The 21,646-nt window shown below is 59.9% G+C and carries 25 protein-coding genes; 14 read left to right on the top strand and 11 right to left on the bottom strand.

Annotated features, from left to right (window positions below; genetic code table 11):
• Positions 1-42: 42 nt before the first annotated feature.
• Both D3879_RS16285 and D3879_RS16280 read left to right on the top strand, forming a co-directional pair.
• Complete coding sequence (locus D3879_RS16285) at positions 43-237, top strand: hypothetical protein (protein ID WP_119955326.1); 195 nt, start codon at positions 43-45, stop codon at positions 235-237.
• Between the two features lie 124 nt (positions 238-361).
• Entirely contained in the window at positions 362-1,159 is a 798-nt protein-coding gene (locus D3879_RS16280) for an acyl-CoA thioesterase (RefSeq protein ID WP_119955325.1), read from the top strand.
• A gap of 21 nt (positions 1,160-1,180) precedes the next feature.
• Here D3879_RS16280 and D3879_RS16275 read toward each other — a convergent pair whose 3' ends face one another.
• Positions 1,181-1,543 carry an Mpo1-like protein gene (locus D3879_RS16275; protein WP_119955324.1) on the bottom strand — a complete coding sequence of 121 codons (363 nt, stop codon included), beginning with the start codon at positions 1,541-1,543 and terminating at the stop codon, positions 1,181-1,183.
• A 264-nt stretch (positions 1,544-1,807) separates the two neighbouring features.
• The gene (locus D3879_RS16270; RefSeq protein WP_119955323.1) at positions 1,808-2,620 is read right to left on the bottom strand and encodes a TatD family hydrolase; all 813 of its coding nucleotides are present in this window, start codon (positions 2,618-2,620) and stop codon (positions 1,808-1,810) included.
• Between the two features lie 236 nt (positions 2,621-2,856).
• Between D3879_RS16270 and D3879_RS16265 the strand changes: the two genes are divergently transcribed.
• Together D3879_RS16265 and D3879_RS16260 are read left to right on the top strand one after the other, a co-directional pair.
• On the top strand, positions 2,857-4,278 hold the full coding sequence (locus D3879_RS16265; RefSeq protein WP_119955322.1) for an MltF family protein: 1,422 nt from the start codon (positions 2,857-2,859) through the stop codon (positions 4,276-4,278).
• Between the two features lie 103 nt (positions 4,279-4,381).
• Positions 4,382-4,816, top strand: coding sequence for a DoxX family protein (locus D3879_RS16260; RefSeq protein ID WP_119955321.1), 435 nt, complete (start codon positions 4,382-4,384; stop codon positions 4,814-4,816).
• 308 nt (positions 4,817-5,124) lie between these two features.
• On the opposite strand, the gene D3879_RS16255 is transcribed toward D3879_RS16260, so the two are convergent.
• The 3 genes from D3879_RS16255 to thpR form a co-directional block, all read right to left on the bottom strand.
• Positions 5,125-6,156: a lipase secretion chaperone gene (locus D3879_RS16255; RefSeq protein WP_119955320.1), complete on the bottom strand. Its 1,032-nt coding sequence runs from the start codon at positions 6,154-6,156 to the stop codon at positions 5,125-5,127.
• Between the two features lie 80 nt (positions 6,157-6,236).
• The gene (locus D3879_RS16250) at positions 6,237-7,181 is read right to left on the bottom strand and encodes a triacylglycerol lipase (protein WP_119955319.1); all 945 of its coding nucleotides are present in this window, start codon (positions 7,179-7,181) and stop codon (positions 6,237-6,239) included.
• A 170-nt stretch (positions 7,182-7,351) separates the two neighbouring features.
• On the bottom strand, positions 7,352-7,924 hold the full coding sequence (gene thpR / locus D3879_RS16245) for an RNA 2',3'-cyclic phosphodiesterase (protein WP_119955318.1): 573 nt from the start codon (positions 7,922-7,924) through the stop codon (positions 7,352-7,354).
• Between the two features lie 222 nt (positions 7,925-8,146).
• Here thpR and D3879_RS16240 point away from each other — a divergent pair, with 222 nt between their 5' ends.
• On the top strand, positions 8,147-8,455 hold the full coding sequence (locus tag D3879_RS16240) for a class I SAM-dependent methyltransferase (protein WP_119955317.1): 309 nt from the start codon (positions 8,147-8,149) through the stop codon (positions 8,453-8,455).
• Between the two features lie 57 nt (positions 8,456-8,512).
• Here the strand turns inward: D3879_RS16240 and greB are convergent, their stop codons facing one another.
• From greB to D3879_RS16225, 3 genes are read right to left on the bottom strand one after another with little or no spacing between them, the layout of a single operon-like run.
• On the bottom strand, positions 8,513-9,010 hold the full coding sequence (gene greB / locus D3879_RS16235) for a transcription elongation factor GreB (RefSeq protein ID WP_119955316.1): 498 nt from the start codon (positions 9,008-9,010) through the stop codon (positions 8,513-8,515).
• A gap of 40 nt (positions 9,011-9,050) precedes the next feature.
• The gene (locus D3879_RS16230) at positions 9,051-11,555 is read right to left on the bottom strand and encodes an ABC transporter permease (RefSeq protein WP_119955315.1); all 2,505 of its coding nucleotides are present in this window, start codon (positions 11,553-11,555) and stop codon (positions 9,051-9,053) included.
• The gene (locus tag D3879_RS16225; RefSeq protein ID WP_119955314.1) at positions 11,555-12,238 is read right to left on the bottom strand and encodes an ABC transporter ATP-binding protein; all 684 of its coding nucleotides are present in this window, start codon (positions 12,236-12,238) and stop codon (positions 11,555-11,557) included. Before D3879_RS16225 ends, D3879_RS16230 begins: the two co-directional genes overlap by 1 nt.
• 10 nt (positions 12,239-12,248) lie before the next feature.
• On the opposite strand from D3879_RS16225, the gene D3879_RS16220 reads away from it, so the two are divergent.
• The 3 genes from D3879_RS16220 to D3879_RS16210 all read left to right on the top strand — a co-directional run bounded on the left by D3879_RS16220 (position 12,249) and on the right by D3879_RS16210 (position 14,487).
• Positions 12,249-12,854, top strand: a complete 606-nt coding sequence (locus D3879_RS16220) for an arylesterase (protein WP_119955313.1) — start codon at positions 12,249-12,251, stop codon at positions 12,852-12,854.
• Positions 12,855-13,171: 317 nt separating this feature from the next.
• Positions 13,172-13,453: a hypothetical protein gene (locus tag D3879_RS16215; RefSeq protein WP_119955312.1), complete on the top strand. Its 282-nt coding sequence runs from the start codon at positions 13,172-13,174 to the stop codon at positions 13,451-13,453.
• A gap of 74 nt (positions 13,454-13,527) precedes the next feature.
• Positions 13,528-14,487: a L,D-transpeptidase family protein gene (locus D3879_RS16210; protein ID WP_119955311.1), complete on the top strand. Its 960-nt coding sequence runs from the start codon at positions 13,528-13,530 to the stop codon at positions 14,485-14,487.
• Positions 14,488-14,625: 138 nt separating this feature from the next.
• Here D3879_RS16210 and oprI read toward each other — a convergent pair whose 3' ends face one another.
• On the bottom strand, positions 14,626-14,877 hold the full coding sequence (oprI, locus tag D3879_RS16205; protein ID WP_003448337.1) for an outer membrane lipoprotei OprI: 252 nt from the start codon (positions 14,875-14,877) through the stop codon (positions 14,626-14,628).
• Between the two features lie 450 nt (positions 14,878-15,327).
• Between oprI and D3879_RS16200 the strand changes: the two genes are divergently transcribed.
• Positions 15,328-16,593 carry a hypothetical protein gene (locus D3879_RS16200; RefSeq protein ID WP_119955310.1) on the top strand — a complete coding sequence of 422 codons (1,266 nt, stop codon included), beginning with the start codon at positions 15,328-15,330 and terminating at the stop codon, positions 16,591-16,593.
• 19 nt (positions 16,594-16,612) lie between these two features.
• Complete coding sequence (locus D3879_RS16195; protein ID WP_119955309.1) at positions 16,613-16,894, top strand: GNAT family N-acetyltransferase; 282 nt, start codon at positions 16,613-16,615, stop codon at positions 16,892-16,894.
• A gap of 62 nt (positions 16,895-16,956) precedes the next feature.
• Here D3879_RS16195 and D3879_RS16190 read toward each other — a convergent pair whose 3' ends face one another.
• Both D3879_RS16190 and D3879_RS16185 read right to left on the bottom strand, forming a co-directional pair.
• The gene (locus D3879_RS16190) at positions 16,957-18,033 is read right to left on the bottom strand and encodes a 3-deoxy-7-phosphoheptulonate synthase (RefSeq protein WP_119955308.1); all 1,077 of its coding nucleotides are present in this window, start codon (positions 18,031-18,033) and stop codon (positions 16,957-16,959) included.
• A gap of 170 nt (positions 18,034-18,203) precedes the next feature.
• Positions 18,204-18,623 carry a PilZ domain-containing protein gene (locus D3879_RS16185; protein WP_119955307.1) on the bottom strand — a complete coding sequence of 140 codons (420 nt, stop codon included), beginning with the start codon at positions 18,621-18,623 and terminating at the stop codon, positions 18,204-18,206.
• Between D3879_RS16185 and D3879_RS16180 the strand changes: the two genes are divergently transcribed.
• The 4 genes from D3879_RS16180 (at position 18,622) to D3879_RS16165 (ending at position 21,536) form a co-directional block, all read left to right on the top strand.
• Positions 18,622-19,008 carry a YbbN family protein gene (locus D3879_RS16180; RefSeq protein ID WP_119955306.1) on the top strand — a complete coding sequence of 129 codons (387 nt, stop codon included), beginning with the start codon at positions 18,622-18,624 and terminating at the stop codon, positions 19,006-19,008. The genes D3879_RS16185 and D3879_RS16180 overlap by 2 nt on opposite strands.
• Positions 19,008-19,964, top strand: a complete 957-nt coding sequence (locus tag D3879_RS16175) for a putative 2-dehydropantoate 2-reductase (RefSeq protein WP_119955305.1) — start codon at positions 19,008-19,010, stop codon at positions 19,962-19,964. Before D3879_RS16180 ends, D3879_RS16175 begins: the two co-directional genes overlap by 1 nt.
• A gap of 7 nt (positions 19,965-19,971) precedes the next feature.
• Positions 19,972-20,877: a 5'-nucleotidase gene (locus tag D3879_RS16170; RefSeq protein WP_119955304.1), complete on the top strand. Its 906-nt coding sequence runs from the start codon at positions 19,972-19,974 to the stop codon at positions 20,875-20,877.
• Positions 20,878-21,035: 158 nt separating this feature from the next.
• Positions 21,036-21,536 carry a universal stress protein gene (locus D3879_RS16165; protein ID WP_119955303.1) on the top strand — a complete coding sequence of 167 codons (501 nt, stop codon included), beginning with the start codon at positions 21,036-21,038 and terminating at the stop codon, positions 21,534-21,536.
• Positions 21,537-21,646 lie beyond the last annotated feature (110 nt).

Genomic DNA, 21,646 nt, shown 5'->3' with positions numbered 1-21,646 from the left:
GTGAGCAATCAAGCTGAAGCCTATTACTTCAGGACGTGTGCCATGGCTGGATTTGTCGACGCCTTGATTGCCCAGGTGTTGCGGCTGGAGATCAACTTGCAGGCTTGTCGTGCGCGCTTAGTCGCGTGCACCGATTTGGCGCCGCGGGTGGCAGATTGGCGCCTGGCGCTGGCTGCCGCTGAGCTACTGGCTGATCAGGCGCTATTGCCGTTGCACCAGTACTTTCCAGGCCGCTGACACGCCTGGTTTGCAGGGCTGTCCATTTCCCCCGTTGAATTGGCCTAACCGGCACTTTAGATGGCTACCGCCAGGGGTGGCCTATCCCCTAAGATCGCTGACGAATTTTTGTTCAGAGGCAAGCATGATCTTTTCCGAGTTGCTTAAAGCCGTTCGCGCCAATCCCCAGTCCGTCGTGGTGCCGAGTCAGTGGGGCCAGGGCCGCGCAGTTTTTGGTGGGGTGGCGGCGGTGCTGGTGTACGAAGCCATGCGTGCGCAAGTGCCGACAGGGCGCCCAGTCCGTTCGTTGGCGATCTCCTTTGTGGGACCGTTAGCCGTCGATACGCCGGTGAGCTTCGAGGTGGAGGTGCTGCGCGAGGGTAAGGCGGTCAGTCAGGTGCTCGGTCGTGCCGTGCAGAACGGCCAAGTCGTGACCTTGGTGCAGGGCAGCTTCGGTGCCTCCCGCGATTCGGCAATCGACGTCGTAGCCGAACCCGCACCGCTGATCAAACCCGTCGAGGAATGCCAGGAACTGCCCTATATCGAAGGCGTGACCCCGGAGTTCACCCGTTACCTGGCGATGCGCTGGGGGATCGGCGGCATGCCGTTCACCAATAACCCGGCGCGGGAAATGGGCGGGTGGGTGCGGTTACGCGGCGAGACCGAAGCCGAGGTGGTCGACGCGGCTCATCTTCTGGCGTTGGTCGATGCCTGGCCGCCCGCAGTACTGTCACATTTGCGCGCCCCGGCGCCTGGGAGTTCGCTGACCTGGACCATTGAGTTCGTGCAGCCGACGCCGAAAATGATCACCTTCGATTGGTGCCTGTACCGCGCGCAGATCGAGCATGCCCGTGATGGCTACGGCCATATCGCCGCCGGGCTGTGGACGCCGGATGGCGAGCTGATCGCGCTGAGTAGGCAGACCGTATCGGTGTTCGGCTGAGGCTCGTCGGCACCGCTGCACTTAACGCCGCTGACGGGTTTTCCAGGCCCGCCACCAGCCGCCGTTGAGGACAAAGCGCGGGAAGGTGAAGAACTGCTCGAGCAACAGCCGCTGTACGGCATCGGTCGTGTCGCTGAACGGCTCCTGGGGCTTGCTCTCCAGGCGGTGGCCATGGGCCTGCAGTGCGAGGGCGGCGAGCAGGCCGATCACGCCCAGGATCAGCGGCAGTACGCTGAGCTGGAACAGGGCGGACAGCAGCACCAGGCTGGCCAGGACAAACAGCGGCACGGCGATCAGGTGCACGATCAAGTTGATCGGATTGCGGTGGGTGGCGGCGTAGCCGCGCCATTGCCAGGTCAGCAGGTTAGGGCGGTGTCTGCCCATGATGCAATCCTCGGAAGGTTTGCAGAGAGTTTAGGCAGCTGTTGAGGTTCGCGCTGGTGTCTGGCGTATGGCTGGCCCGGTCAGACAGAGGCTACTTAATAGACGCTGCAGCTAAGCAAAATGAAATGGCGGGGGCCTTTGTAGGAGCCAGCTTGCTGGCGATGCTTTTGCGCGACGGCTTTCGCCAGCAAGCTGGCTCCTACAGTTCCTGTTCCTACTGGTTATTTCGTGCCGGCTGAATGGCTCGTTGAGGGCGGCTACAGCCTAGGCGTTGGCGATCTCTGGTAGGGCGAAGAAGGCGCGGGAGCAAGCGGTGGTGTGCTCGGCCAACTGTTCTGGGCTTTCCCCGCGGTGGCGGGCAATTTCGTGCAGCACCTCTAGCAGAAAGGCCGGCTCGTTGCGCCCATTCTTCGGTTTCGGGCGCAGGCTGCGGGGTAGCAGGAAGGGTGCATCGCTTTCCAACATCAGTCGCCCCGTGGGAATTTCCCGCATCAATGGGTGCAGATGAGTGCCTCGGCGCTCATCGCAGATCCAGCCGGTAATGCCGATATGCAGATCCAAATCGAGATAGTTGAACAGCGCACGTTTCTCGCCGGTAAAACAATGCACCACCGCAGCCGGTAGACGATCACGGTAGTCGCGCAGAATTTCTAGCAGGCGCTGGTCGGCCTCGCGTTCGTGCAGGAACACCGGGAGCTGCAGTTCCACGGCCAGCGCCAGTTGTTCTTCCAGGGCTTTTTCCTGTTGCGGGCGTGGCGAGAAATCGCGATTGAAGTCCAGCCCGCATTCGCCGACGGCACGCACTTCTTGCTCCTTCAGCAAGGTGCTCAACTGGCTCGCGCTAGCGCTGTTCCAACTGCTGGCGTCATGCGGATGAATACCGGCGGTGCAGAACAGCCGAGTGCCGGTTTCATCCTCTTGGCGGCAGAGCGCAAGCGCCTGTTCGCTGCCTTCCAGGCTGGTGCCAGTCAGCACCAACTGAGTAACGCCTGCTGCGTAGGCGCGAGCGAGGACTGCTTCATGCTTCTGCGCAAAGCTGGCGTGGGTCAGATTGACGCCGATGTCGATGAGTTGCATGGTGCCACCTCAGTGCTGAGCGGTGCAGCATAACAGAGCTATTTGTTTATAAATAAATTCAATAATTACAGATATTTAGCGGTTGTTGTTAATGTCGAATACGTGCTGAGGCTGGCATCTGGAGGCGAGCTATGCGAACCTCCGCGCCCCGCGCGCGCCGGGAACTTGTTTCCGGGTGCAGTGCTCTCAGTCGGCCAGGTTGGCTGCGACCAGCCTGACCCTCTTCTGGAGACTTGATGACGCGACCGCTGTTGCTTCTGTTCTGCCTGCTGGCGCTGCTGCCGTTACCGGCGGCTGCGCGCTTGGCTGGACCACCGGAAGGCTGGCAGCACCCAAGTGATGCCCGCGACCTGGGGCAGATTCGCAGTAGCGGGGTATTGCGCGTATTGGTCAACCAGAGCCGCAATAGCTCTGGCGAGGTCAAGGGGCAGGCGATTGGCGTCGAATATCACCGCTTGCGTGCTTTCGAGCAGTACCTCAATCGCAACGCGGGTAATGGCCGCAGCCTGACCCTGAAGATTATCCCGAAAGCCAAAGATCAGTTGCTTGGCGCTCTGCAGCGTGGCGAAGGCGATCTGGTTGTCCCTGGCGAGTTGCTGAGCGCTCGTAGCGGGCAGGATGTCAGCCCGAGCGTGGCGATTCGCAGTGATGTGCCGTTGGTCTTGGTCGGCCGTCAGGGCGGTCGGCGTTACCAGCGCTTGGAGCAGTTGGCGGGCCGCAGCTTGGCCTTGCCGGCGGGTAGCGCTGCCGCCGAGGCACTGCGCGCGGTTAACCAGAAGCTGGCGCAACGTAAACTGCCGCCCATCCTGGTCGAGTGGGTTGACCCCAGCCTGGCGGTAGAAGACGTGCTGGAGATGGTGCAGGCCGGCATCTTTACCCTGACTGCGGTCGAGCAGCCGATTGCCGAACGTTGGGTTAAGGTCATGCCGAAACTGCGCATTGAGCGTCATCTGATGCTGACTAACGAGGGCGATATCAACTGGTTCGTGCGCCGCGATACGCCAATGCTGCGCGCCAGCATCGACCGTTTTCTCAAGACCTATCACAACCCGACGGATCAAGACGCGGTGTTTCAGCGCGTCTATCGCCGCCTGTACCAGGTGCATTATCCGCTGGCGCGGGCTGATCGACAGCGTCTGGAGAAAGTCCGCCCGGTGTTGCAGCGTTATGCCGAGCAGCAGGACTTCGATTGGCTAGCGCTGGCTGCGCTGGCCTACAAAGAGTCGACGATGAACCCGGGGGCGCGTGGCGCTGGTGGGGCGACCGGGCTGATGCAAATCACCCCCGCGGCAGCGCGTAGCGTCGGGGTCAGTAATGTGCAGGCGCTGGACGGCAATGTGCAGGCTAGCGCCAAGTACTTGGCCATGTTGCGCCGCAACTTTTTCAACAGCGCCCAGATCAACGAGCGTGAGCGCATGGCCTTTACCCTGGCCGCTTACAACCTGGGGCCGCAGCGCGTGCAAGGCTTTCGTGCGGAGGCGCGCCGCCGGGGTCTGAACCCTAATCAGTGGTTCTTCCAGGTCGAGCGTATTGCCATGGAGCAGGTGGGGATGGGCGTCGTCAGTTATGTCAACGCGGTCAACAAGTACTACCTGGCCTATGACCGTGAGCGTTATCGACTGGAGCCGCAGGGTCGGGTAGCGAGTTTGCGAAAGTGATCCGATTATTCGATGGTGAATAACGATAATTTGCGGTTTTAATATCGAAAATATCTTCTAGGCTATTGTCCAACAACACCTCACAAGCAAAAGGACAACAGCAATGAAAAACCTGATCAAATCCATGCTTTCTACTCATGCGGGCTATGGCATTACCCTTCTTCGCGTGGCCACCGGCCTGACCTTCGCCGCTCATGGCTCGCAGAAGTTGTTCGCATGGTTTGGGGGCTACGGCCTGGTGGGCGTCGGTCAGTGGATGGAGAGCGTGGGTATCACGCCCGGTTACCAGATGGCGTTGTTGGCCGGTAGTGTGGAGTTCTTCGGCGGCCTGGCATTGGTGATTGGTTTGTTGGTGCGCCCGGCAGCGATTGCTCTGGCAGTAGCGATGCTGGTGGCGGTGTTGACTGTGCATTGGCTCAACGGCTTCTTTATCACCGCGAATGGCTTTGAGTACGCGATGATCCTGGCGATGATCAGTGCAGTACTGCTGATCGAAGGGGCTGGCAAGCTGTCGCTAGATCGTCGTATCGCCAGCTGAAGCCTTACGTGATAAACGAAAGCCCGCCTTGTCAGGCGGTGTGGAAACTACTGTGCTCGGTTACACGGCGTTAAAAACAGGCTCAAATGCTCATTTACAACACGTAAATTGCGCTTTTTCGCCTGTTTTGACTCGCTGGCGCTCGCCCTTCGGGCCAGCCTGCGGCTGTTACTCCGCTCCGCTCTACTGCGTTGCGCCTTGTGACCCACATGGATGTGGGGAATGCCGCTACCCGTAGGGAACGGGTGCGGCCCTGACCTTCGCTCACTACGCTTTCACACGGCCTGCTTATGCGGGCTTTCGGCGTTTTAGGGTTTGCCCTGGCTACGAGCAGCGAGCTGTATGGCAGCATCCAGGCGCAGGCGTTCATGCTCGTTGAACTGCTCTTCAGCCAGTTGGGTGATAGCGTTGGTTTTATCCGCAGGGCTCAGCCCTTGCTGGGCTTGGATCTTGGCTTTCGCGGCGCTGTAGCTCGCCACGCGCTGATTCCAACCAGCACGCTGCTGATCCAGCGCTTCCAGTCGAGCGGTGGCCTCAGCGCCTACCAATTGTTGGCGCAGCGCGCGGATCTGCTCGACGCTGGCACCTTGTGCTTGCAGTTGCGCGGTCTGCGTGTGCAACTCGTTTTGCAATTGTGGCAGTACGCTGTCCTGCAACTCCGGTGGCAGGCTTTCGCGCAGACGATCCAGCGCGGCTCCTTTGGCGGCGGCATCCAGGCTGTCGTCGCGGCTGATGGCCAGGCGTTGCAGGCTGAACTGGTTGTAGGCCTCTTCTTGGGCGAAAAACGCCTGATGCGCCTCAGGGCTAAACAGTCGCGCCCGTAGTCCCTGGACCGCGGCTTCGCGCTGACGGATCGCGTCCAGGCTGCTCAGCTGTGGCATGTCGCGCTCCAGCAGTGCCAGTTCACGTTTGTAGTTCAGGTACTGATCGAGCAGGGCCAGGGCCTGGCTTTCGGCTGGCTGCTCGAGCTGGCTGGCTATGTAGTCTTGCAGCCGCTTGACGCTGATGTGCAATGACTCCTCGCCAATCGAGCTCAAAAAGTAATCGAAGATCCGCCGGATGTCCTCGCTGAGCAGCAGGTTGCCGGCTGCGTCGAGATGAAAGCTACCGTCGACCTGCGTGCCACTGAAGGAGGGTGGGAGCGGTTGTAGCGTGGCCGGCAAACGTGCTGCTGGCACGTTGCTGGGCGCAGTCGAAGCATGAGTGTTAGACGGCTCGGCCGTATCGGCCGGCGCTGGTGTCAGGGCTACCTTGGCCGGTATATCGCGCGGTTGCAGGTAGAGCATCAGCGCCACACAGGCAGTAAACGCAACAGGCAGAAGCAGCAAGAGTTTCTTCACGGGTGTTACTCATATTGAGCGGGTCATGATCAGCATGTTCAGTGGGAAGTCGGGGCCCTGCCGGGCCCCGGTGCCCGTGTTTACAGCCCGACGTTTTTCAGGCGGTTAGCCTGCTGGCGGTAAACCGTGGTGGGATCGGTTTCGAATAGGCTGGTCAGTCCAAAGGCCTGGTTAACCTCATCGAGGTGGTTCATCCGATAGTCATCGCGGATCACCTGGCCCAGGTGCGAGCTGCAGCGGCCGACCAGGCCGTCGTTGGCGGCACCGTTGAATGTCAGCGACGTGGCGCCGAGCAGAATGTCGCTGGGGTCCAGGATGTTGGTCAGCGGGCTGGTGCCGCCCCAGGAGTAATAACGCACGCCATTGACGCTGTAAGCACCCTCGCCGCAGGCAGTCGTGGGGATGCCTTGCGGGAACTTGGCGTTGAACACGGCGGCGCCAGCGCTGTTCAGTGACTCCAGCGTGCCCAGCGCATTTTGCGGTGTGGTGCTGGAGCTGGCGGACAAGAAATTGATCAGCCCGCCGAGGCCGTTGACGATCCCGCTCAACAGGGTTTCACCCGCCGAGCCGGGCGGGACCTGGCGAATGAAGTCGGCGGTGGCCGAGCCTTTGTGCGGCGCGCCGACACTGGTCGCGGAGGCGATCAGTTCGGGACGCACAGCGGCGACATAGCGGATGGTTGGGCCACCGTGGCTATGGCCAATCAGATTGACCTTGGGCTGGCCACTGATCGCGACGATTTCTTCCACCTGGGCGAGCAGTTGTTCGCCGCGTGCTTCGGAGGTGTCGAGTTGGCTGACTTCGGTGATGTAGACCTTGGCGCCATCGCTGCGCAGTGCTGAGGGGATGCCGTACCAGTAATCGATGCCGAGGATGCTGTCAAAACCCAGCATGCCGTGGGCGAGCACCACCGGGTACTTGGTTTGGGTATAGCCGGATGAGCCGAACAAGCCTGCATCGGCTTGGCTTGAGATGAGCAAGCCAGAAGCGAGGCAGAGGGCGAGCAGGGTTTTATTGTTGTTCATGTGCGCTCTCGTAAGGGTGTGAATAAGGCTGGCAGCGCAGTCCTTGCGAGCCCCCACGCCCATCCGAGGGCGGGTACTTCAGCGCAGGGGACAGCGCACATTTCATGCCATTTTCAGGCAGCAGCAGGCAGGGGCTCTGGGGCGAGCTTTAGCGCGCGATTTGAGAGTTTTCAGGGGCCCTGCAAGGAGCTTCTGCTGTTACGCGGTGAAACGACAGCGCTGCCGTTTGGGTGTAATTGCCAGCGTTCTAGTAGCCGATAGTGCGTGCCACGGGCAGTGTTTTCCGAGGCGAACAAGGCGAACTCGCTTACTGGCCAATCGAAGGATGGGTTGGCATCGGCCGGAAACAGAGGGCAGCGGCGAGTCAAGGTCAGGTGAACGTGGAAGGGGCGGCTTTCCAGGCTGAAACCCGCGCTGAGCAAATCGTCGCGCAGCCGCTGGGCCAAAGCCAGCAGTGCCGCTGGCGGCTGGCTGGGGGCGAGATAGAGCAGGCCATTGCGCCAGCGGCACAGCGAGTCCAACTGCAGATTAAAGGCCGGCGCCTGCAGACCGGCAGCAAGCGCTTTCAGATCGCCCAAACGTCCACGTGGCTGGCTGCCGAGAAAGGCCAGGGTCAGATGTAGATTGCTCGCGGCAACCGGACGGCCGTCCAGTTGCAGATCGTCACGCCAGGCGGTGATGTTTCGGGCCAGATCGGGCGGGCAGGCTAGGGCAAAGAATAAGTGCAGAGGTGGTGTGCTCATGGCTGACTGCTCCAGGGGGGCGTCTTGACAGTATTGCCTGTGCTTCTCTAGGATTCCGCCCCATGCGCCGATTTAAACAGCTACTTGCGGGGCGCCGAGCACCTTCCACGAAGGTTTCTCATAGAAGTCTTTCACCAAGGCTTCGAAATACCGCTAAAGCGCTGGTTCGGTGTCGCCTCTCACCGCTGCCTAGCGGAATTCTTGAGGCGGAGACACAACTGTATGAGCTGTCCTAAGCCTCTGGTACGTCTGGCCCCGATCACTTCCGGGTTGGTTCAACGCAATCCGAAAATCCTTCTCGGCGGCAATCACCAGCCGACATTGCTGCGTTATCTCGATGGCTGGCCGAAGCGCTGGCATGGATCACGCACTTTCCTGATCCAATTTTCTCGCGATGACGAGTCGCTGGCGCGCTTCGCGGCCGACAGTTTCGACTTGGCAGTGGTGCAGGCGCCGACTGCCGAGCGTTTGCAGGAAGTCGTGCGGGAACTGACGCGTGTGGCACGGCAGGGGTTGATTACCCGGCGCTAAGTCGGCCTTTGGCTGCGCCGCCGACCTTATCTCACCGGCAAGCAAGACCGGCTGGGCTTAGCGGTATTGGATCTCGACGATGTAGCAAGTTTTCTCGCCGGTCGGCGCCTGAACTCGCACCTCGGCATCCAGCGCTTTGCCGATCAGTGCGCGCGCCAGCGGTGAGTCGATGCTAATCAGGTGTTGCTTAAGGTCCAACTCGTCCGGGCCAACGATGCGGTAGCACGCCTGCTGACCTCCTTCATCTTCAATCGTGACCCAGGCGCCGAAATAGACCTTATTCGGATCGGACGGGTGCTCGCTGACCACCTTGAGGTTTTCCAGCCGCTTGCTGAGAAAACGCACGCGACTATCGATCTCTCGCAGCATTTTTTTGCCGTAAATGTACTCGGCGTTCTCCGAACGATCACCCAGCGCGGCGGCCTCGCTAACGGCCTGGGTGACCTGTGGTCGGCGTACATGCCACAGTTCGTGCAGTTCGGCGCGCATTCGTGCTTCGCCTTCGGGGGTGATCAGCGGGGTACCAGCGGAACGCGGTGGGCGGTAGCGGCTCATGATGTTTTATTATTGAGAATGAAGATCGAGTTTAACAAGCTCAGCCCTCACGCAGCACTGTCAGTGGGCTGATGTTCAGCGCGCGACTGGTGCCCAGCACACCGGCGCTGCCGACCAGCAGGGCGCCAAGCAACGGCAACAGCAGCAACCAGGGATGCGGCTGCCAGGCCATGTCGAAAGCCAAGCGATAGAGCAGAAAGCTCACCAATTCGCAGCCCAGCGCCGCCAGCATGCCACTGGCGGCGCCGAGGACGCCAAACTCGGCACACCGCGCCTTGATCAGCAATCCGCGCTCAGCACCGAGGGCCCGCAACAGGGCACCTTGGCGAATCCTCTCATCTAACGTGGCTTGCAGGCCGGCGAAGAGCACCGCAAGGCCGGCGGCCAGCACAAACAGCAGCACATACTCCACCGCCAAAGTGACCTGGGCGAGGATGCTGCGTAGCTGCGCCAGCAGCGCTTCGACCTGCAGCAGCGTGACGGCGGGGAAGGTGCGGGCCAGTTCGACCAACTGCCGCTCGTGCTGCGGCGGCAGATAGAAGCTGGTCAGGTAGGTGACGGGTAGATCCTGCAAGGTGCCGGGCTCGAAGACCATGTAGAAATTGGGCTGGAAGCTATCCCAGTCGACCTCGCGCAAGCTGGTGACTTGGGCATCACGGCTGAGTCCGCCGACGCTGAAGCTCAGGCGGTCGCCGAGTTTGAGTTGCAGGCTTGCGGCGAGTTTGGTCTCGACTGAAACGCCGGGTAACCCGTTGGCGTGAGTGCTGGTCCACCAACGGCCGGCGCTTAGGCGATTGCCTTGTGGTAACTCGGCAGCCCAGGTGAGGCTGAGGTCGCGGCGGATGGCGCGGTCGCCGGTCGTATCCTTACTCACCACGCGCTTGACGGTTTCGCCATTGATGGCGACCAAGCGTCCTGGCACCACCGGGTAGAGCAGTGCGGGATGTGGCGAGAGCACAGCTAAACGTGCGGCGAAGGCCTCCTTCTCGGCCGATAGCACATTCAAGGCAAAATGATTGGGTGCCTCTTTTGGTAGTTGATCTTGCCAGCTATCCAGCAGTTCGCCACGCAATAGCGCGATCAGTGCCATGGCCAGCAAGATCAGGCCGAATGCCAAGGCTTGCCCGGCGGCTGCCAGTGGGTGGCGCAGCAACTGGCCGAGGCCCAGGCGCAAAGGTAGCGACGCGCGGGTCAGTAAACGACGCAGGCCGTGCAGGGCGAAGATGAGCAGGCTTGCGAGCAGTAGAGCTGCAATCAGGCCGCCGCCAAGTAGGGCCAGGGTCAGGCTCAGATCCAGGCTCAGGCGCCACATAATCAGGGTCAGCGCCAGCAGGGCGGCGCCGTAGACCAGCCAGGAACTCGGCGGCACCGGTAGCAGATCGCGCCGCAGTACCCGCAGCGGCGGTACGCGCCCAAGGGCGGCCAGCGGCGGTAAAGCAAACCCTGCCAGGGCAACCAAGCCCGTGGCGATCCCGGCCAAGGCAGGGGGCAGGCCACCGGCCGGTACCTCGGCGGGCAACAGGCCTTGTAATAAATAAAACAACCCCTGTTGCGCCAGCCAGCCGAGCAGGGCACCGAGGCTGCTGGCGGCTAAACCAAGCATGGCCAGTTGCAGGCTGTAAAGGCCCAAGGCTTCGCTACGCGACAGACCCAGGCAGCGCAGCAGGGCGCTTGCGTCAAAGCGCCGGGCGGCGAAGCGCGTCGCGCAGAGCGCCACCGCTACGCCGGCGAGCAGCACTGCCGCCAAGCTGGCAAGGTTCAGGTAACGCTCGGCACGGCCGAGGGCTCCGCCGATCTGCCGGTTGCCATCGCGCGCATCCTCCAGCTGCTGGTGTGCGGCGAGTGTGGGCTTGATTGCCTTGCGATAGCTGGCGAGCGCATCTGCTGTACCGCGCCATAGCTCGCGGTAACGCACGCGGCTGCCTGGTTGCACGATGCCGGTCGCGGAGAGGTCGCTGAGATTCATCAGCAGCCTGGGGGTCAGGCTATAAAAGTCGCCCGCGCGGTCGGGCTCATAGGTGAGCACACGACTGAGTCGCAACGTCTTGGCGCCGACCTCGATGCTATCGCCGATTTTGAGGTTCAAGGCGGCCAGCAGACGTGGCTCGGCCCAGGCTTCGCCAGGCTGCGGGCCGCCGCCGACGGTTTCTGTCTGGTAAGGTGCGGCGGCGCTTTTCAACTCGCCGCGCAGCGGATAGGCGCTGTCGGCGGCTTTGACGCTGGCCAATTGGATATTTTCATCGGTCGCGATGACGCTGGAGAACTCCACCACTTGGGCGTGTTGCAAGCTCAGTCGCTGGCCCGCCGCAATTTGTTCGGCGCTAGCCGGTGAGCTACCGCTGAGCAGCAAGTCCGCGCCGAGGAACTCCGTAGCGCGCAGCAGCATGGCGCCGTTCAGACGGGCGCTGAAGTAGCCAATGGCGGTGCTGGCGGCGACGGCCACGAGCAAGGCAAAGAACAGCACGCGCAACTCGCCGGCGCGGGCATCACGCAGCAACTGGCGCAGTGCCAGGGCGAGCAGGCGGGGAAAGGGTAGGCGCGCCATCAGGGCTCCACACGGTCGACGAGATGACCGCCTTCGAGGCGGATCAGGCGCTGGCAGCGATGAGCCAGGCGCTCGTCATGGGTGACCAAAACCAAGGTGGCGCCGCGTTCCTGGTTCAGTTCGAACAACAGGTCACAGATACGCTGACCGGTGTGGCTGTCGAGGTTGCCGGTGGGTTCATCGGCAAACAGCACATCTGGTTCGGCGGCGAAGGCGCGGGCGATGGCAACACGTTGTTGTTCGCCACCTGAGAGCTGGCGCGGCGAATGGCTCAGGCGCTGCCCGAGACCAACCCGTTCAAGTAGGTTGCGCGCCCGCTCGCGGGCATCCCGGCGACCTTCCAACTCCAGCGGTAGCATGACGTTTTCCAGTGCATTGAGGCTATCCAGCAACTGAAAAGACTGGAAGACAAAACCAACATGTTCCGCGCGCACCCGCGCTCGCTGGTCTTCATTCAGGGTGCTCAGGCTACGACCTGCCAGGGTGACCTCGCCGGCGCTAGGCAGATCCAGGCCGGCGAGGAGGCCGAGCAGGGTGGATTTACCCGAGCCGGAAGTGCCGACAATCGCCAGGCTATCGCCGCGCATGAGATCCAGTGAGAGGTCGTGCAGGATGGTCAACTCGCCTTCCGCGCTGGGAACCACTTTGCTAAGGTTCCGCGCAGTGAGAATGCTTGCGCTCATGGAGAATCCGATGCGTACGTGGTGGGTAAGTAGTGCCCTGATGCTGTTGCTGTGGGCTCAAGGGGCTGCGGCGGGCACCGTGCTGGTCGTTGGCGATAGTATCAGCGCCGCTTTGGGCCTGGAAACCAGCCAAGGCTGGGTAGCCTTGATGCAAAAGCGTCTAGTAGATAATGGTTTTGAGCAGAAAGTGGTGAATGCTTCGATCAGTGGTGACACCAGTGCCGGAGGCTTAGCGCGCCTACCGGCGCTGCTTGCAGAGCATCGCCCGAGCGTGGTGATTATCGAGTTGGGCGGTAATGATGGGCTGCGTGGCCAGCCGCCAGCGCAATTGCAACAGAATCTTGCAGCGATGATTGATGACTCGCGTGCCCAAGGGGCTCGGGTGCTGCTGCTGGGCATGCGCCTGCCACCGAATTACGGCGGACGTTACAACAAGGCTTTCGCCCAGGTATTCACCACGCTGGCTGAGGAAAAACAGGTATCGCTCGTGCCGTTTTTCCTTGAGGGGGTGGGGGGCGTACCGGAATTGATGCAGGGGGATGGCATTCATCCTGCGGCGAGAGCGCAGCCGAGGTTGCTGGACAACCTTTGGCCAGCCCTGAAACCCTTGCTCTGAGAACCTGTTCGATCTCTGCCTGCGCTTGCTCATGCTGCGTTGAAAACGAACTCACAAAAGCGAAGCGTTGAACGCGCTTTAGCGCGGCCCCGAAGGGGTGAGCGAAGCGAATGAAATGCTCATTTATCACGCGTAAACTGCGCTTTTGACTCGCTACGCTCGCCCTGCGGGCCAGCCTTCGGCTGTTACTCCGCTGCGCTGCGCTGCGTCCGTTTTCGCCTTGCCTGAGCGGCGCTCGACTAGATCTTGAACAGGTTCTGAGGCTTTTCCGCGCGCCACCTTTCGGCTAAGGTGGCGGCCCCGCTCAGGAGCCCTCAATGCCGCGTCCCGCCTGGTCTTTGCATGCCTATCAACTGATCGAGCCAGACGAGCAGCTTGATCTGTTCGCTTGCCGTGAAGTGCGCTTGCATTTAGTTGCACGCCAACTTGAGTTGAGCGGCTTTGCAGATCGCACCCTTTGTGGCGGTTTGCTGCCGGCGCAGCCGCGCTGGCTGGATGTGAAAAAGCCTATGCTGCGCGATAAACGCCTGTGTTCGGCCTGCTATGCCACCCTGCAAGCGCAGCGTGGCGGCGAGCGCCCGGTCTGGCCAGGTGTTTGAACCCTCCCGGCAGCTCGAGTGCCAGTGTACAATTGCATTTTTTCTAATTCGCTAATTACGCCAAGGATTTCCGGATGTTGTCGTGCGCTCCTGCCGTCGCCCGTTCCCTGTCTCTCGCCGCGCTGTTCTCGGTCGGCCCAGTCGCAGCTCTGGAGCTGCCTTTGCCGCCGCCGGGCGAAGATATCGTCGGCCAAGTGCAAGTGATTAAAGCCAAGTATGAAGATACTTTTGCCGATATCGGTGTGGCGAACGATCTGGGCTATCTGGAAATGGTCGCAGCCAATCCAGGCGTTGACCCTTGGCTGCCGGGTGAGGGCACCGAGATCATTTTGCCGACGCGTTTCGTGCTGCCGCCTGGCCCGCGTGAAGGCATAGTGATCAATCTGGCGGAATACCGGTTGTACTACTACCCGAAAGGGCAGAACGTCGTGCACACCTATCCCTTGGGGATTGGTCGTGAAGGCTGGGGCTCGCCCATCGCGGCCACCACCATCACGGCCAAAACACCGAACCCAGCGTGGTATCCGCCAAAGTCGATTCGTGAAGAACATGCGGCGGATGGCGATCCATTGCCGACAGTTGTGCCGCCGGGGCCGGACAATCCGCTGGGTCCGTTCAAGTTCACCCTCGGGGTGCCAGGTTACTTAATCCACGGTTCGAATAAGAAGTTCGGCATTGGGATGCGCGTCAGTCACGGGTGCTTCCGTATGCTGAACCAGAATGTGCTGGAGCTTTCCAATATGGCTCCAGTGGGGACCAAGGTGCGCATCCTTAACGATCCCTATAAATTTGGTGTCAGCGGTGGCAAGGTCTATCTCGAGGCGCACACGCCGTTGGATGATCAGGGTGTGCCGTCGGTGGTCGACAAGCACACGGCGGTGATCAATGCGCTGCTCAAGCGCGAGGATCAGCTCGGCAGCCTGCGTCTCGATTGGGAAGTGGTGCGCGAGGTGGTGGCCGCCGAAGATGGCCTGCCAGTAGAAATTGCCGAGCCGAGCGCTGCAGTGGCGAGCAGCGTTCCCAACGAGTTCTGATCTATCGGCTGTGACAAGACCCGCTGCGTGGTGACGCTCAGCGGGTTTTTTATTGTGCCTTACTTGGCTTCAGACGAAATGCAGGCAAAAAAAAGCCGACCCAAAAACTGGGTCGGCTTATATAGCCCCGAGAGACTATTACTTGCGGCTGGCTTTTTCCAGCATACGCAGAGCGCGCTCGTTGGCTTCGTCAGCAGTTTGCTGAGCCTTCTGAGCAGCTGCCAGAGCTTCGTCAGCCTTACGGTAGGCTTCATCAGCACGAGCTTGAGCACGAGCTGCTGCGTCTTCAGTTGCAGTCAGACGGGCTTCAGTTTCTTTGGATACGCTGCTGCAACCGGTGGCCAGAACTGCGGCCAATGCCAGAGCAGAGAATTTCAGAACGTTGTTCATCGTGTTCCCCTTAAGGTGGAATTTTTCCATAAAAGCAACTCCCCGAGCTCGAGGAATTAGCCGGCCTACATACTACTCATTACTTGTAGTAAGTAAACTGACAGAGCGCCAGCGCGACACTTTTTTTCGGCTAATTGGGTGTTTGGTAAGCAACTCGCAATGTCTTTGTATAAAAAGTATCCAACTTTGCTCGCGACTCGCTCAAACATCATTATCTTGCCGCAGTAAGCCGGTGATCCATTTCGAGGCTGCGCTTGGCTGCCGAGAGCGGGAGCGCAACTGTGCATAACTTTATCGGGCGATGACCAGTGCTGATCTCATTTACGACATTAAAGCCATCTGTGTGAGTTTGCTTAGTGTCGAGCAGTGACTGGCAATATGCCGGCCTGATAAGCTCGCGAGCTTAGGCTTACAGCGGTGAGCATGTCGTTAGAAATCAAGGACGTCCACATGTCGAAGATTCTTAAATGGGGCTTGTTCGCTGCACTGGCCATCGCCGTGCTGATCAAGCTGTCGCTCTGGTTGTCGGTGCGCTCGATCATGGACGATGCCATTGGCCAGTTGTCGCCTTATATGGACATCAGCTACGGCGGTATCACGTCGTCTTTCGATGGTCGGGTCGGCCTGGAGAAAGTCAATGTGCGTGTGCCGGCTCTGCGCGATAGCGTACGAGTAGCGCACGCTGAACTGAAGTTCAATGGCCTGGGTGAATTGCTGCGTTTCAAGGAGCGGCTGGCCGAAGGCAAGTTCCCTGAGCAGATGGCCGTCAACCTCAAAGGGGTGGCGCTGGATGTCCATGGCCCATTTATGCAACAACTGTATGACACCCCGGCTGAGCGTAGTGTGTTCACGGCAATGAGTGAGGTGGCTTGCGGCAAGGTGCGTAACATTGGCACTAGCGAGCTGTTGGATATGGGCTATCGCACCTTTGAGACCGATGCGCAATTCTCTTATCTGTTCCAGCCTGGTGCGCAGAAGCTGACCTTCAATCTGACCTCCGATACCCGTGAGATGGGCGAACTGCGTCTGGGGTTGTCGCTGGCTAACATGTCTGAAAAGCCCGGTGATCTGCGGGTTAACCCGCCGAAGGTGGCGCTGGTAACGGTCGAATTAAACGACAACCAATATCAGCGCAAGGTGCAGGAGTACTGCGCGGGCAAGCTTGGCCAGTCCACTGAGGTCTACCTGAAAACGGCGGTGGAGCAGTTTGACCGAGTACTCCGCAGCCAGCGTGTCGCTCTTGATCCGCCGGTGCTCGAGGCCTATGGGCGCTATCTAAAAGACCCGCAGTCACTACGCTTGGAGCTGAATCCGAGTGAAGGCATGACCTGGGACGGGCTGCAGTTCTTCGAGGCCAAGGATGTATTGGCCATGCTGCGTCCTACCTTGCTGATCAATCAGCAATTGGTTACGCCTCTGGGGTTTGCCTGGGTCGATCCGACTGCGCATAAGGAGCCGCTGGCCGATGAGGTTGTGGCTGCAGAAAAAGTTGAGTCAACGGGTGCTACGCCGCAATATGAGTTCGTCAATGTAGCCAGCTTGCAGGGCTATTCCGGTAAGCGTTTGCAGTTCATCACCCACGATGGCGCGTACTATCAGGGTGTGCTGCGCAAGGTGGAGAATGGCAAGGCGTATCTCAGTGTCCAATTTGGCGCTGGGTCAGCGGAGATGTTTCTTCGCCTGGAAAAGATCGATAAGGTAAGGGTCATGTTTTAAGACCTGCTGAGGAGTAGTGATGAGCGAGGCGTTGTCTATCAACCATGACCAGGCTGGTCATCAATTCGAGACCACTGTGGATGGTGATCGTGCTTACCTGGCCTATATGGATCTGGGTAAGCAGACGCTGGATATCTATCGTACTTTCGTGCCGAATTCGTTGCGCGGTCGCGGTATCGCTGCGGCGCTGACTGAGCGGGCTTTGGAGTATGCCGAGAGCATGGGCTATACGGTGATTCCATCTTGCTCCTACGTGGAGCGCTATATGGAGCGTCGTCAGCGGCACGCGGCGAAGGGCTGAAGAGTTTGATTTAGACACACAAAAACGCCGGGCAATGCCCGGCGTTTTTATGCCTGCGCTTATCAGCCGCGCTGGCGCTTGGGCAGTACGTCCTTGAGTTTGGCGTGCATGCTGCGCAAGGTTTTCTCGGTGCTGTCCCAATCGATACAGGCGTCGGTGATGGAGACGCCATACTTGAGCTCGCTGAGATCCTTCGGAATCGACTGGCTACCCCAGCCGAGATGGCTTTCCACCATCAGGCCGACGATCGACTGATTGCCTTCGAGGATCTGATTGGCGACGTTCTCCATCACCAGTGGCTGCAAAGCCGGATCCTTGTTGGAGTTGGCGTGGCTGCAGTCGACCATAATGTTCGGGCGGATGCCGGCTTTGGTCAGTTCTTGCTCGCAAATGGCGACACTGACCGAGTCGTAGTTCGGCTTGCCGTTACCACCGCGCAGAACCACGTGACCGTAGGCGTTACCCTTGGTAGTGACGATGGATACGCCGCCTTCCTGGTTGATACCGAGGAAACGATGCGGGCTGGACACCGATTGCAGGGCATTGATCGCAACCGTCAGGCCGCCGTCAGTACCGTTTTTGAAGCCCACTGCAGAGGACAGACCTGAAGCCATCTCGCGGTGAGTCTGCGATTCGGTGGTGCGGGCGCCAATCGCCGACCAACTGATCAAATCCTGCAGGTATTGTGGAGAGATCGGGTCGAGCGCTTCGGTGGCTGTCGGTAGGCCCATTTCGGCTAGGTCGAGCAGCAGTTGACGGCCAATGTGCAGACCATCCTGGATCTTGAACGAGTCATCCAGGTACGGATCGTTGATCAGGCCCTTCCAGCCAACGGTGGTTCGCGGCTTTTCGAAATACACGCGCATCACCAAGTACAGGCTGTCGGACACTTCGGCAGCCAGCACTTTCAGGCGCTCTGCATACTCGTGCGCGGCCTTGATATCGTGGATCGAGCAGGGGCCCACCACCACGAACAGGCGATGATCTTTGCCATCGAGGATATTGCGGATCACCTCGCGGCCATGGACAACGGTGTGCAGGGCAGCGTCAGTGAGAGGTATTTCGTGCTTGAGCTGATCCGGTGTGATCAGGGTTTCGTTGGAGGCAACGTTAAGGTCGTCGATCGGTAAATCAGCCATCGTGCTACTCGTCAGGTCACAGTTCGTCAGGTCACGGGTGCCAGCCGCCAGCCATCCCCGCGCGGCGGAACACAGCAATGAACGCAGCAGGGAACGGAACCTTAGCGCGTTAGAGGTCGCCTAGACAATGGGGCCGGGGTGCTTTAATCGGGCGGAAAGTGGCGAAATGCCTAGTTCGGGCTGACGTTGGAGAATGCTGCGGCATGTTGCGCGATCCACTCGTGGGCAATGGCTTCGACCGGCAGTTGCTCGCCCAGCTCCTGTTCGCGCTGGTGGCGGTAATGCTCGATTTGGCAAACTTGCTCGACCATCCGTGCGCGAAACAACGTGTCTTCGTCGATAAAGGCGATGCCGACTAGATAGTCATCGGACTGCTTACGACACCAGGCGACAACGCCAGGGTAACGCGCTTGCTCGCCGAGCAGCGGAATGCGCAGTTCCACCGCGGTGCCTCGGCGGAAGCCTTTGCTGGAGTTGCATGCGACCCCGCCCAGACTGATATTGTGCAGCCGCTGCCGGGGTAGGAATGCGTGCTTGCGCAGAACCAACTCCACTGGCATATCGCTGGGGTGACGCAGAAACTGTCGCATGAAAATTGACTCCGGATGTCGGCAGATGGACATCGCTTTGAACAGTATAGTGGCCGAACTGGAACTGACGGATTTCGATGCGGATCATCGTCTGCTCGACCTGTCTGGAATCTCTCTGCTGATCTTTACCAGCATAGGGTGTGCCAGTTGTCGTTGGGCCCGCCGCGAACTGCCGAAACTGGCCCTGCCGATAGACCGGCTCTGCTGGATAGATGCCGGCGAGAATGGCGGCCTGGTCGAGCGCTATGAGGTATTTCATCTGCCGGCATTGTTTATCGTGCGTGATGGTCGGTTTTTCGGCGCGGTGCAGTCGCGTTTGAGCACCGTCGATTTAGTAAATGTCCTGGGCGAGGCTTTGACTCGCTCGGCAGAGGAGCTTCCCTGATGTCTGAATTCAAACGCCCGCGTATTGGCATTATCGGCACCGGTGCTATCGGTGGTTTTTATGGCTTGATGCTGGCGCGCGCGGGTTTTGATGTGCATTTCTTATTGCGCAGCGAGTTCGCGGCGGTCGCTGAGCAAGGCTTACAGTTGAATAGCTCGGTACATGGGGCGCTCAGTCTGAAGCCGGTGCAGGCCTATCGTTCTGCTGCCGAGATGCCACCTTGTGATTGGCTTTTGGTGGGAGCCAAGAGCACCAGTAATGCGGCGCTGGCGCCGCTTATCGAGCAGGCTGCCGTGCCGGGCGCCAAGGTCGTATTGCTACAGAATGGCTTGGCGGTAGAGGAGGCCTTGCGCCCGTTGTTGCCAGAGTCACTGCATTTGCTCGGCGGTCTCTGCTTTATTTGTGTCCATCGTGCGGCGCCAGGTGTGATTGAGCACCAGGCGCTGGGCGGGGTGAATCTGGGCTATCACTCGGGACCGGCGGTCGATCGGGCTGCCCAACTGAGTATCGCGGAAGAGGGCGCGGCACTGTTCAAAGCCGCCGGGCTGGACTCCAGCTCCATGCCTAATCTAGAGCAGGCACGTTGGCAGAAACTGGTATGGAATGTGCCCTATAACGGTTTGTCGGTCTTGCTGAATGCGGGCACCACGGCGTTGATGGCCAATGCCGATAGCCGCGCGCTGATCCAGGCGATCATGCAAGAAGTGGTGCAGGGCGCGGCGGCATGCGGCCATCAATTGCCAGAAGGTTTTGCCGGCAAGTTGCTCGCCGCGACTGACCGCATGTCAGATTACCTGCCAAGCATGTACCACGACCACGTTCAACACCGGCCGTTAGAGTTGCGGGCCATCTACGCTGCGCCTCTGGCGGCTGCGGGGCAGGTCGGTTGTGAATTGCCGCGAATCCAGACGCTGTATCAGGCATTAGCTTTTCTCGATGCGCGCAATCTGAGCTGAGGTCGACATGAGCAAGGGACTGGGCGATAAGCTGGTATTGGCGATTTCCTCGCGGGCGTTGTTTGACCTGCGCGAAAGTCATCGGGTTTACGAAACCGAGGGCGTTGAGGCTTATCGCCAGTATCAGATTGAACATGAAGAAGAGATCCTCGCGCCAGGCGATGCCTTTCCATTGGTGGAGAAGCTGCTCGCTCTGAACGGCTCGCTGGGCCAGCAGCGTGTGGAAGTGATTTTAGTCTCGCGCAACAGTGCGGACACCGGCCTGCGTGCGTTCAACTCGATCCAGCACCACGGTCTCGGCATTTCCCGCGCGGCCTTTGTCGGCGGACGTAGTCCTGATCCTTACCTGGCTGCGTTCGGTTGCCACTTGTTTCTATCTACTCACGCAGAGGACGTGCGCAGCGCCCTGAAGGCCGGCTTCGGCGCGGCCACGATTCTCTCCGGTGGTGCGCGGCGGGCGGCCAGCACGGAGTTGCGGATAGCTTTTGACGGTGATGCCGTACTGTTTTCCGATGAATCCGAGCGGGTGTATCAGCAGGGTGGCCTGGCCGCCTTCCAGACCCACGAGCGCGAGTCGGCGCGGGAGTTGCTGGGAGGTGGGCCGTTCAAGCCGTTTCTGGCGGCGCTGCATCGCTTGCAACAAGAGTTTGCGCAAGAGGCTTGCCCGATCCGTACCGCGCTGGTGACGGCGCGTTCGGCACCGGCGCATGAACGAGTCATTCGCACTTTGCGCGATTGGAATATCCGCCTCGATGAGTCCTATTTTCTCGGCGGGTTGGAAAAGGCGGCGATCCTCGAAACTTTCGGCGCCGATGTGTTCTTCGACGATCAAGCGGGTCATTGCGAAAAAGCCCGCGAGGTGGTCGCCACCGGGCATGTGCCGCATGGCATCAGCAACGAGCCGCAGTTATAAGTCTGTGGTCGGGCGTCTGTAGTTATATCTGTAGCTATAAACGTCCAGCGGTAGAACCACGCTCAGCCATTCGTCTCGGAAGGCTCCCGCTGCCTCGATTTGCGGTTAGCGCTGCTAAGCTCAAGCAAGGCCCGTAAGCTGGCAGTTGAGGAGGCCGCATGATTCGTTCGATTCTTTACGCTACCGATCTTGGCCTGTACGCCCCCTACGTCTTGCAGCACGCCTTGGCATTAACGCGAGCCTTTAATGCCGAGCTCTATGTGGTGCATGCGGTAGAGCCGATGGGCTTGTTCGCCGAGTCAGTGTTACAGACCTACCTCGACGAAGACCTCCTTAAGGAGATGCGCAGCAATGGCCTCAGCACCGTCATGGCGAGCATTGAGCAGCGAGTGTTCGAGGGCTTTCGTGATGAGCTGGGCGAGGCACAGCAGGACATGGCGCTGATCCGTGCGGTGCGCGTGGTGCAAGGTGATCCGCCGCTGGTGATTCTCGATGAGGTGCAGAGATTTTCGGTGGATTTGCTGGTTGTGGGCAGTCATAGCCATGGCGCGGCGCAGGATATCCCGCTGGGGCGGACGGCCGCGCGCTTGGTGCAATTATCTGAAGTGCCGGTTTATTTAGTGCCCATGTTGCAGCATCGCGGCCGTGGGGAGCTTTGACGGACTGTTAGACGAATGGCGTGCAACGCTGAAAAAATCGTCTAGTTTTATTCTTCTAACCACTAATATGGTTATATAACGCCGCTGGCGTTCGCAGCGCCGTCTATTTG

The organism is Pseudomonas cavernicola, assembly GCF_003596405.1.
Taxonomy (GTDB): Bacteria; Pseudomonadota; Gammaproteobacteria; order Pseudomonadales; family Pseudomonadaceae; genus Aquipseudomonas; species Aquipseudomonas cavernicola.
Note: the sequence above shows the minus strand (reverse complement) of the source record. Positions and strands in the feature narration are given on the sequence as shown.

Excerpts from the sequence above, each read along its gene's own strand:
- D3879_RS16285 (WP_119955326.1), top strand. The coding sequence starts at position 43 with ATGGCTGGATTTGTCGACGCCTTGATTGCCCAGGTGTTGCGGCTGGAG.
- D3879_RS16280 (WP_119955325.1), top strand. The coding sequence starts at position 362 with ATGATCTTTTCCGAGTTGCTTAAAGCCGTTCGCGCCAATCCCCAGTCC.
- D3879_RS16275 (WP_119955324.1), bottom strand. The coding sequence starts at position 1,543 with ATGGGCAGACACCGCCCTAACCTGCTGACCTGGCAATGGCGCGGCTAC.
- D3879_RS16270 (WP_119955323.1), bottom strand. The coding sequence starts at position 2,620 with ATGCAACTCATCGACATCGGCGTCAATCTGACCCACGCCAGCTTTGCG.
- D3879_RS16265 (WP_119955322.1), top strand. The coding sequence starts at position 2,857 with ATGACGCGACCGCTGTTGCTTCTGTTCTGCCTGCTGGCGCTGCTGCCG.
- D3879_RS16260 (WP_119955321.1), top strand. The coding sequence starts at position 4,382 with ATGAAAAACCTGATCAAATCCATGCTTTCTACTCATGCGGGCTATGGC.
- D3879_RS16250 (WP_119955319.1), bottom strand. The coding sequence starts at position 7,181 with ATGAACAACAATAAAACCCTGCTCGCCCTCTGCCTCGCTTCTGGCTTG.
- thpR (WP_119955318.1), bottom strand. The coding sequence starts at position 7,924 with ATGAGCACACCACCTCTGCACTTATTCTTTGCCCTAGCCTGCCCGCCC.
- D3879_RS16240 (WP_119955317.1), top strand. The coding sequence starts at position 8,147 with ATGAGCTGTCCTAAGCCTCTGGTACGTCTGGCCCCGATCACTTCCGGG.
- greB (WP_119955316.1), bottom strand. The coding sequence starts at position 9,010 with ATGAGCCGCTACCGCCCACCGCGTTCCGCTGGTACCCCGCTGATCACC.
- D3879_RS16230 (WP_119955315.1), bottom strand. The coding sequence starts at position 11,555 with ATGGCGCGCCTACCCTTTCCCCGCCTGCTCGCCCTGGCACTGCGCCAG.
- D3879_RS16225 (WP_119955314.1), bottom strand. The coding sequence starts at position 12,238 with ATGAGCGCAAGCATTCTCACTGCGCGGAACCTTAGCAAAGTGGTTCCC.
- D3879_RS16220 (WP_119955313.1), top strand. The coding sequence starts at position 12,249 with ATGCGTACGTGGTGGGTAAGTAGTGCCCTGATGCTGTTGCTGTGGGCT.
- D3879_RS16215 (WP_119955312.1), top strand. The coding sequence starts at position 13,172 with ATGCCGCGTCCCGCCTGGTCTTTGCATGCCTATCAACTGATCGAGCCA.
- D3879_RS16210 (WP_119955311.1), top strand. The coding sequence starts at position 13,528 with ATGTTGTCGTGCGCTCCTGCCGTCGCCCGTTCCCTGTCTCTCGCCGCG.
- oprI (WP_003448337.1), bottom strand. The coding sequence starts at position 14,877 with ATGAACAACGTTCTGAAATTCTCTGCTCTGGCATTGGCCGCAGTTCTG.
- D3879_RS16200 (WP_119955310.1), top strand. The coding sequence starts at position 15,328 with ATGTCGAAGATTCTTAAATGGGGCTTGTTCGCTGCACTGGCCATCGCC.
- D3879_RS16195 (WP_119955309.1), top strand. The coding sequence starts at position 16,613 with ATGAGCGAGGCGTTGTCTATCAACCATGACCAGGCTGGTCATCAATTC.
- D3879_RS16190 (WP_119955308.1), bottom strand. The coding sequence starts at position 18,033 with ATGGCTGATTTACCGATCGACGACCTTAACGTTGCCTCCAACGAAACC.
- D3879_RS16180 (WP_119955306.1), top strand. The coding sequence starts at position 18,622 with ATGAAAATTGACTCCGGATGTCGGCAGATGGACATCGCTTTGAACAGT.
- D3879_RS16185 (WP_119955307.1), bottom strand. The coding sequence starts at position 18,623 with ATGCGACAGTTTCTGCGTCACCCCAGCGATATGCCAGTGGAGTTGGTT.
- D3879_RS16175 (WP_119955305.1), top strand. The coding sequence starts at position 19,008 with ATGTCTGAATTCAAACGCCCGCGTATTGGCATTATCGGCACCGGTGCT.
- D3879_RS16170 (WP_119955304.1), top strand. The coding sequence starts at position 19,972 with ATGAGCAAGGGACTGGGCGATAAGCTGGTATTGGCGATTTCCTCGCGG.
- D3879_RS16165 (WP_119955303.1), top strand. The coding sequence starts at position 21,036 with ATGATTCGTTCGATTCTTTACGCTACCGATCTTGGCCTGTACGCCCCC.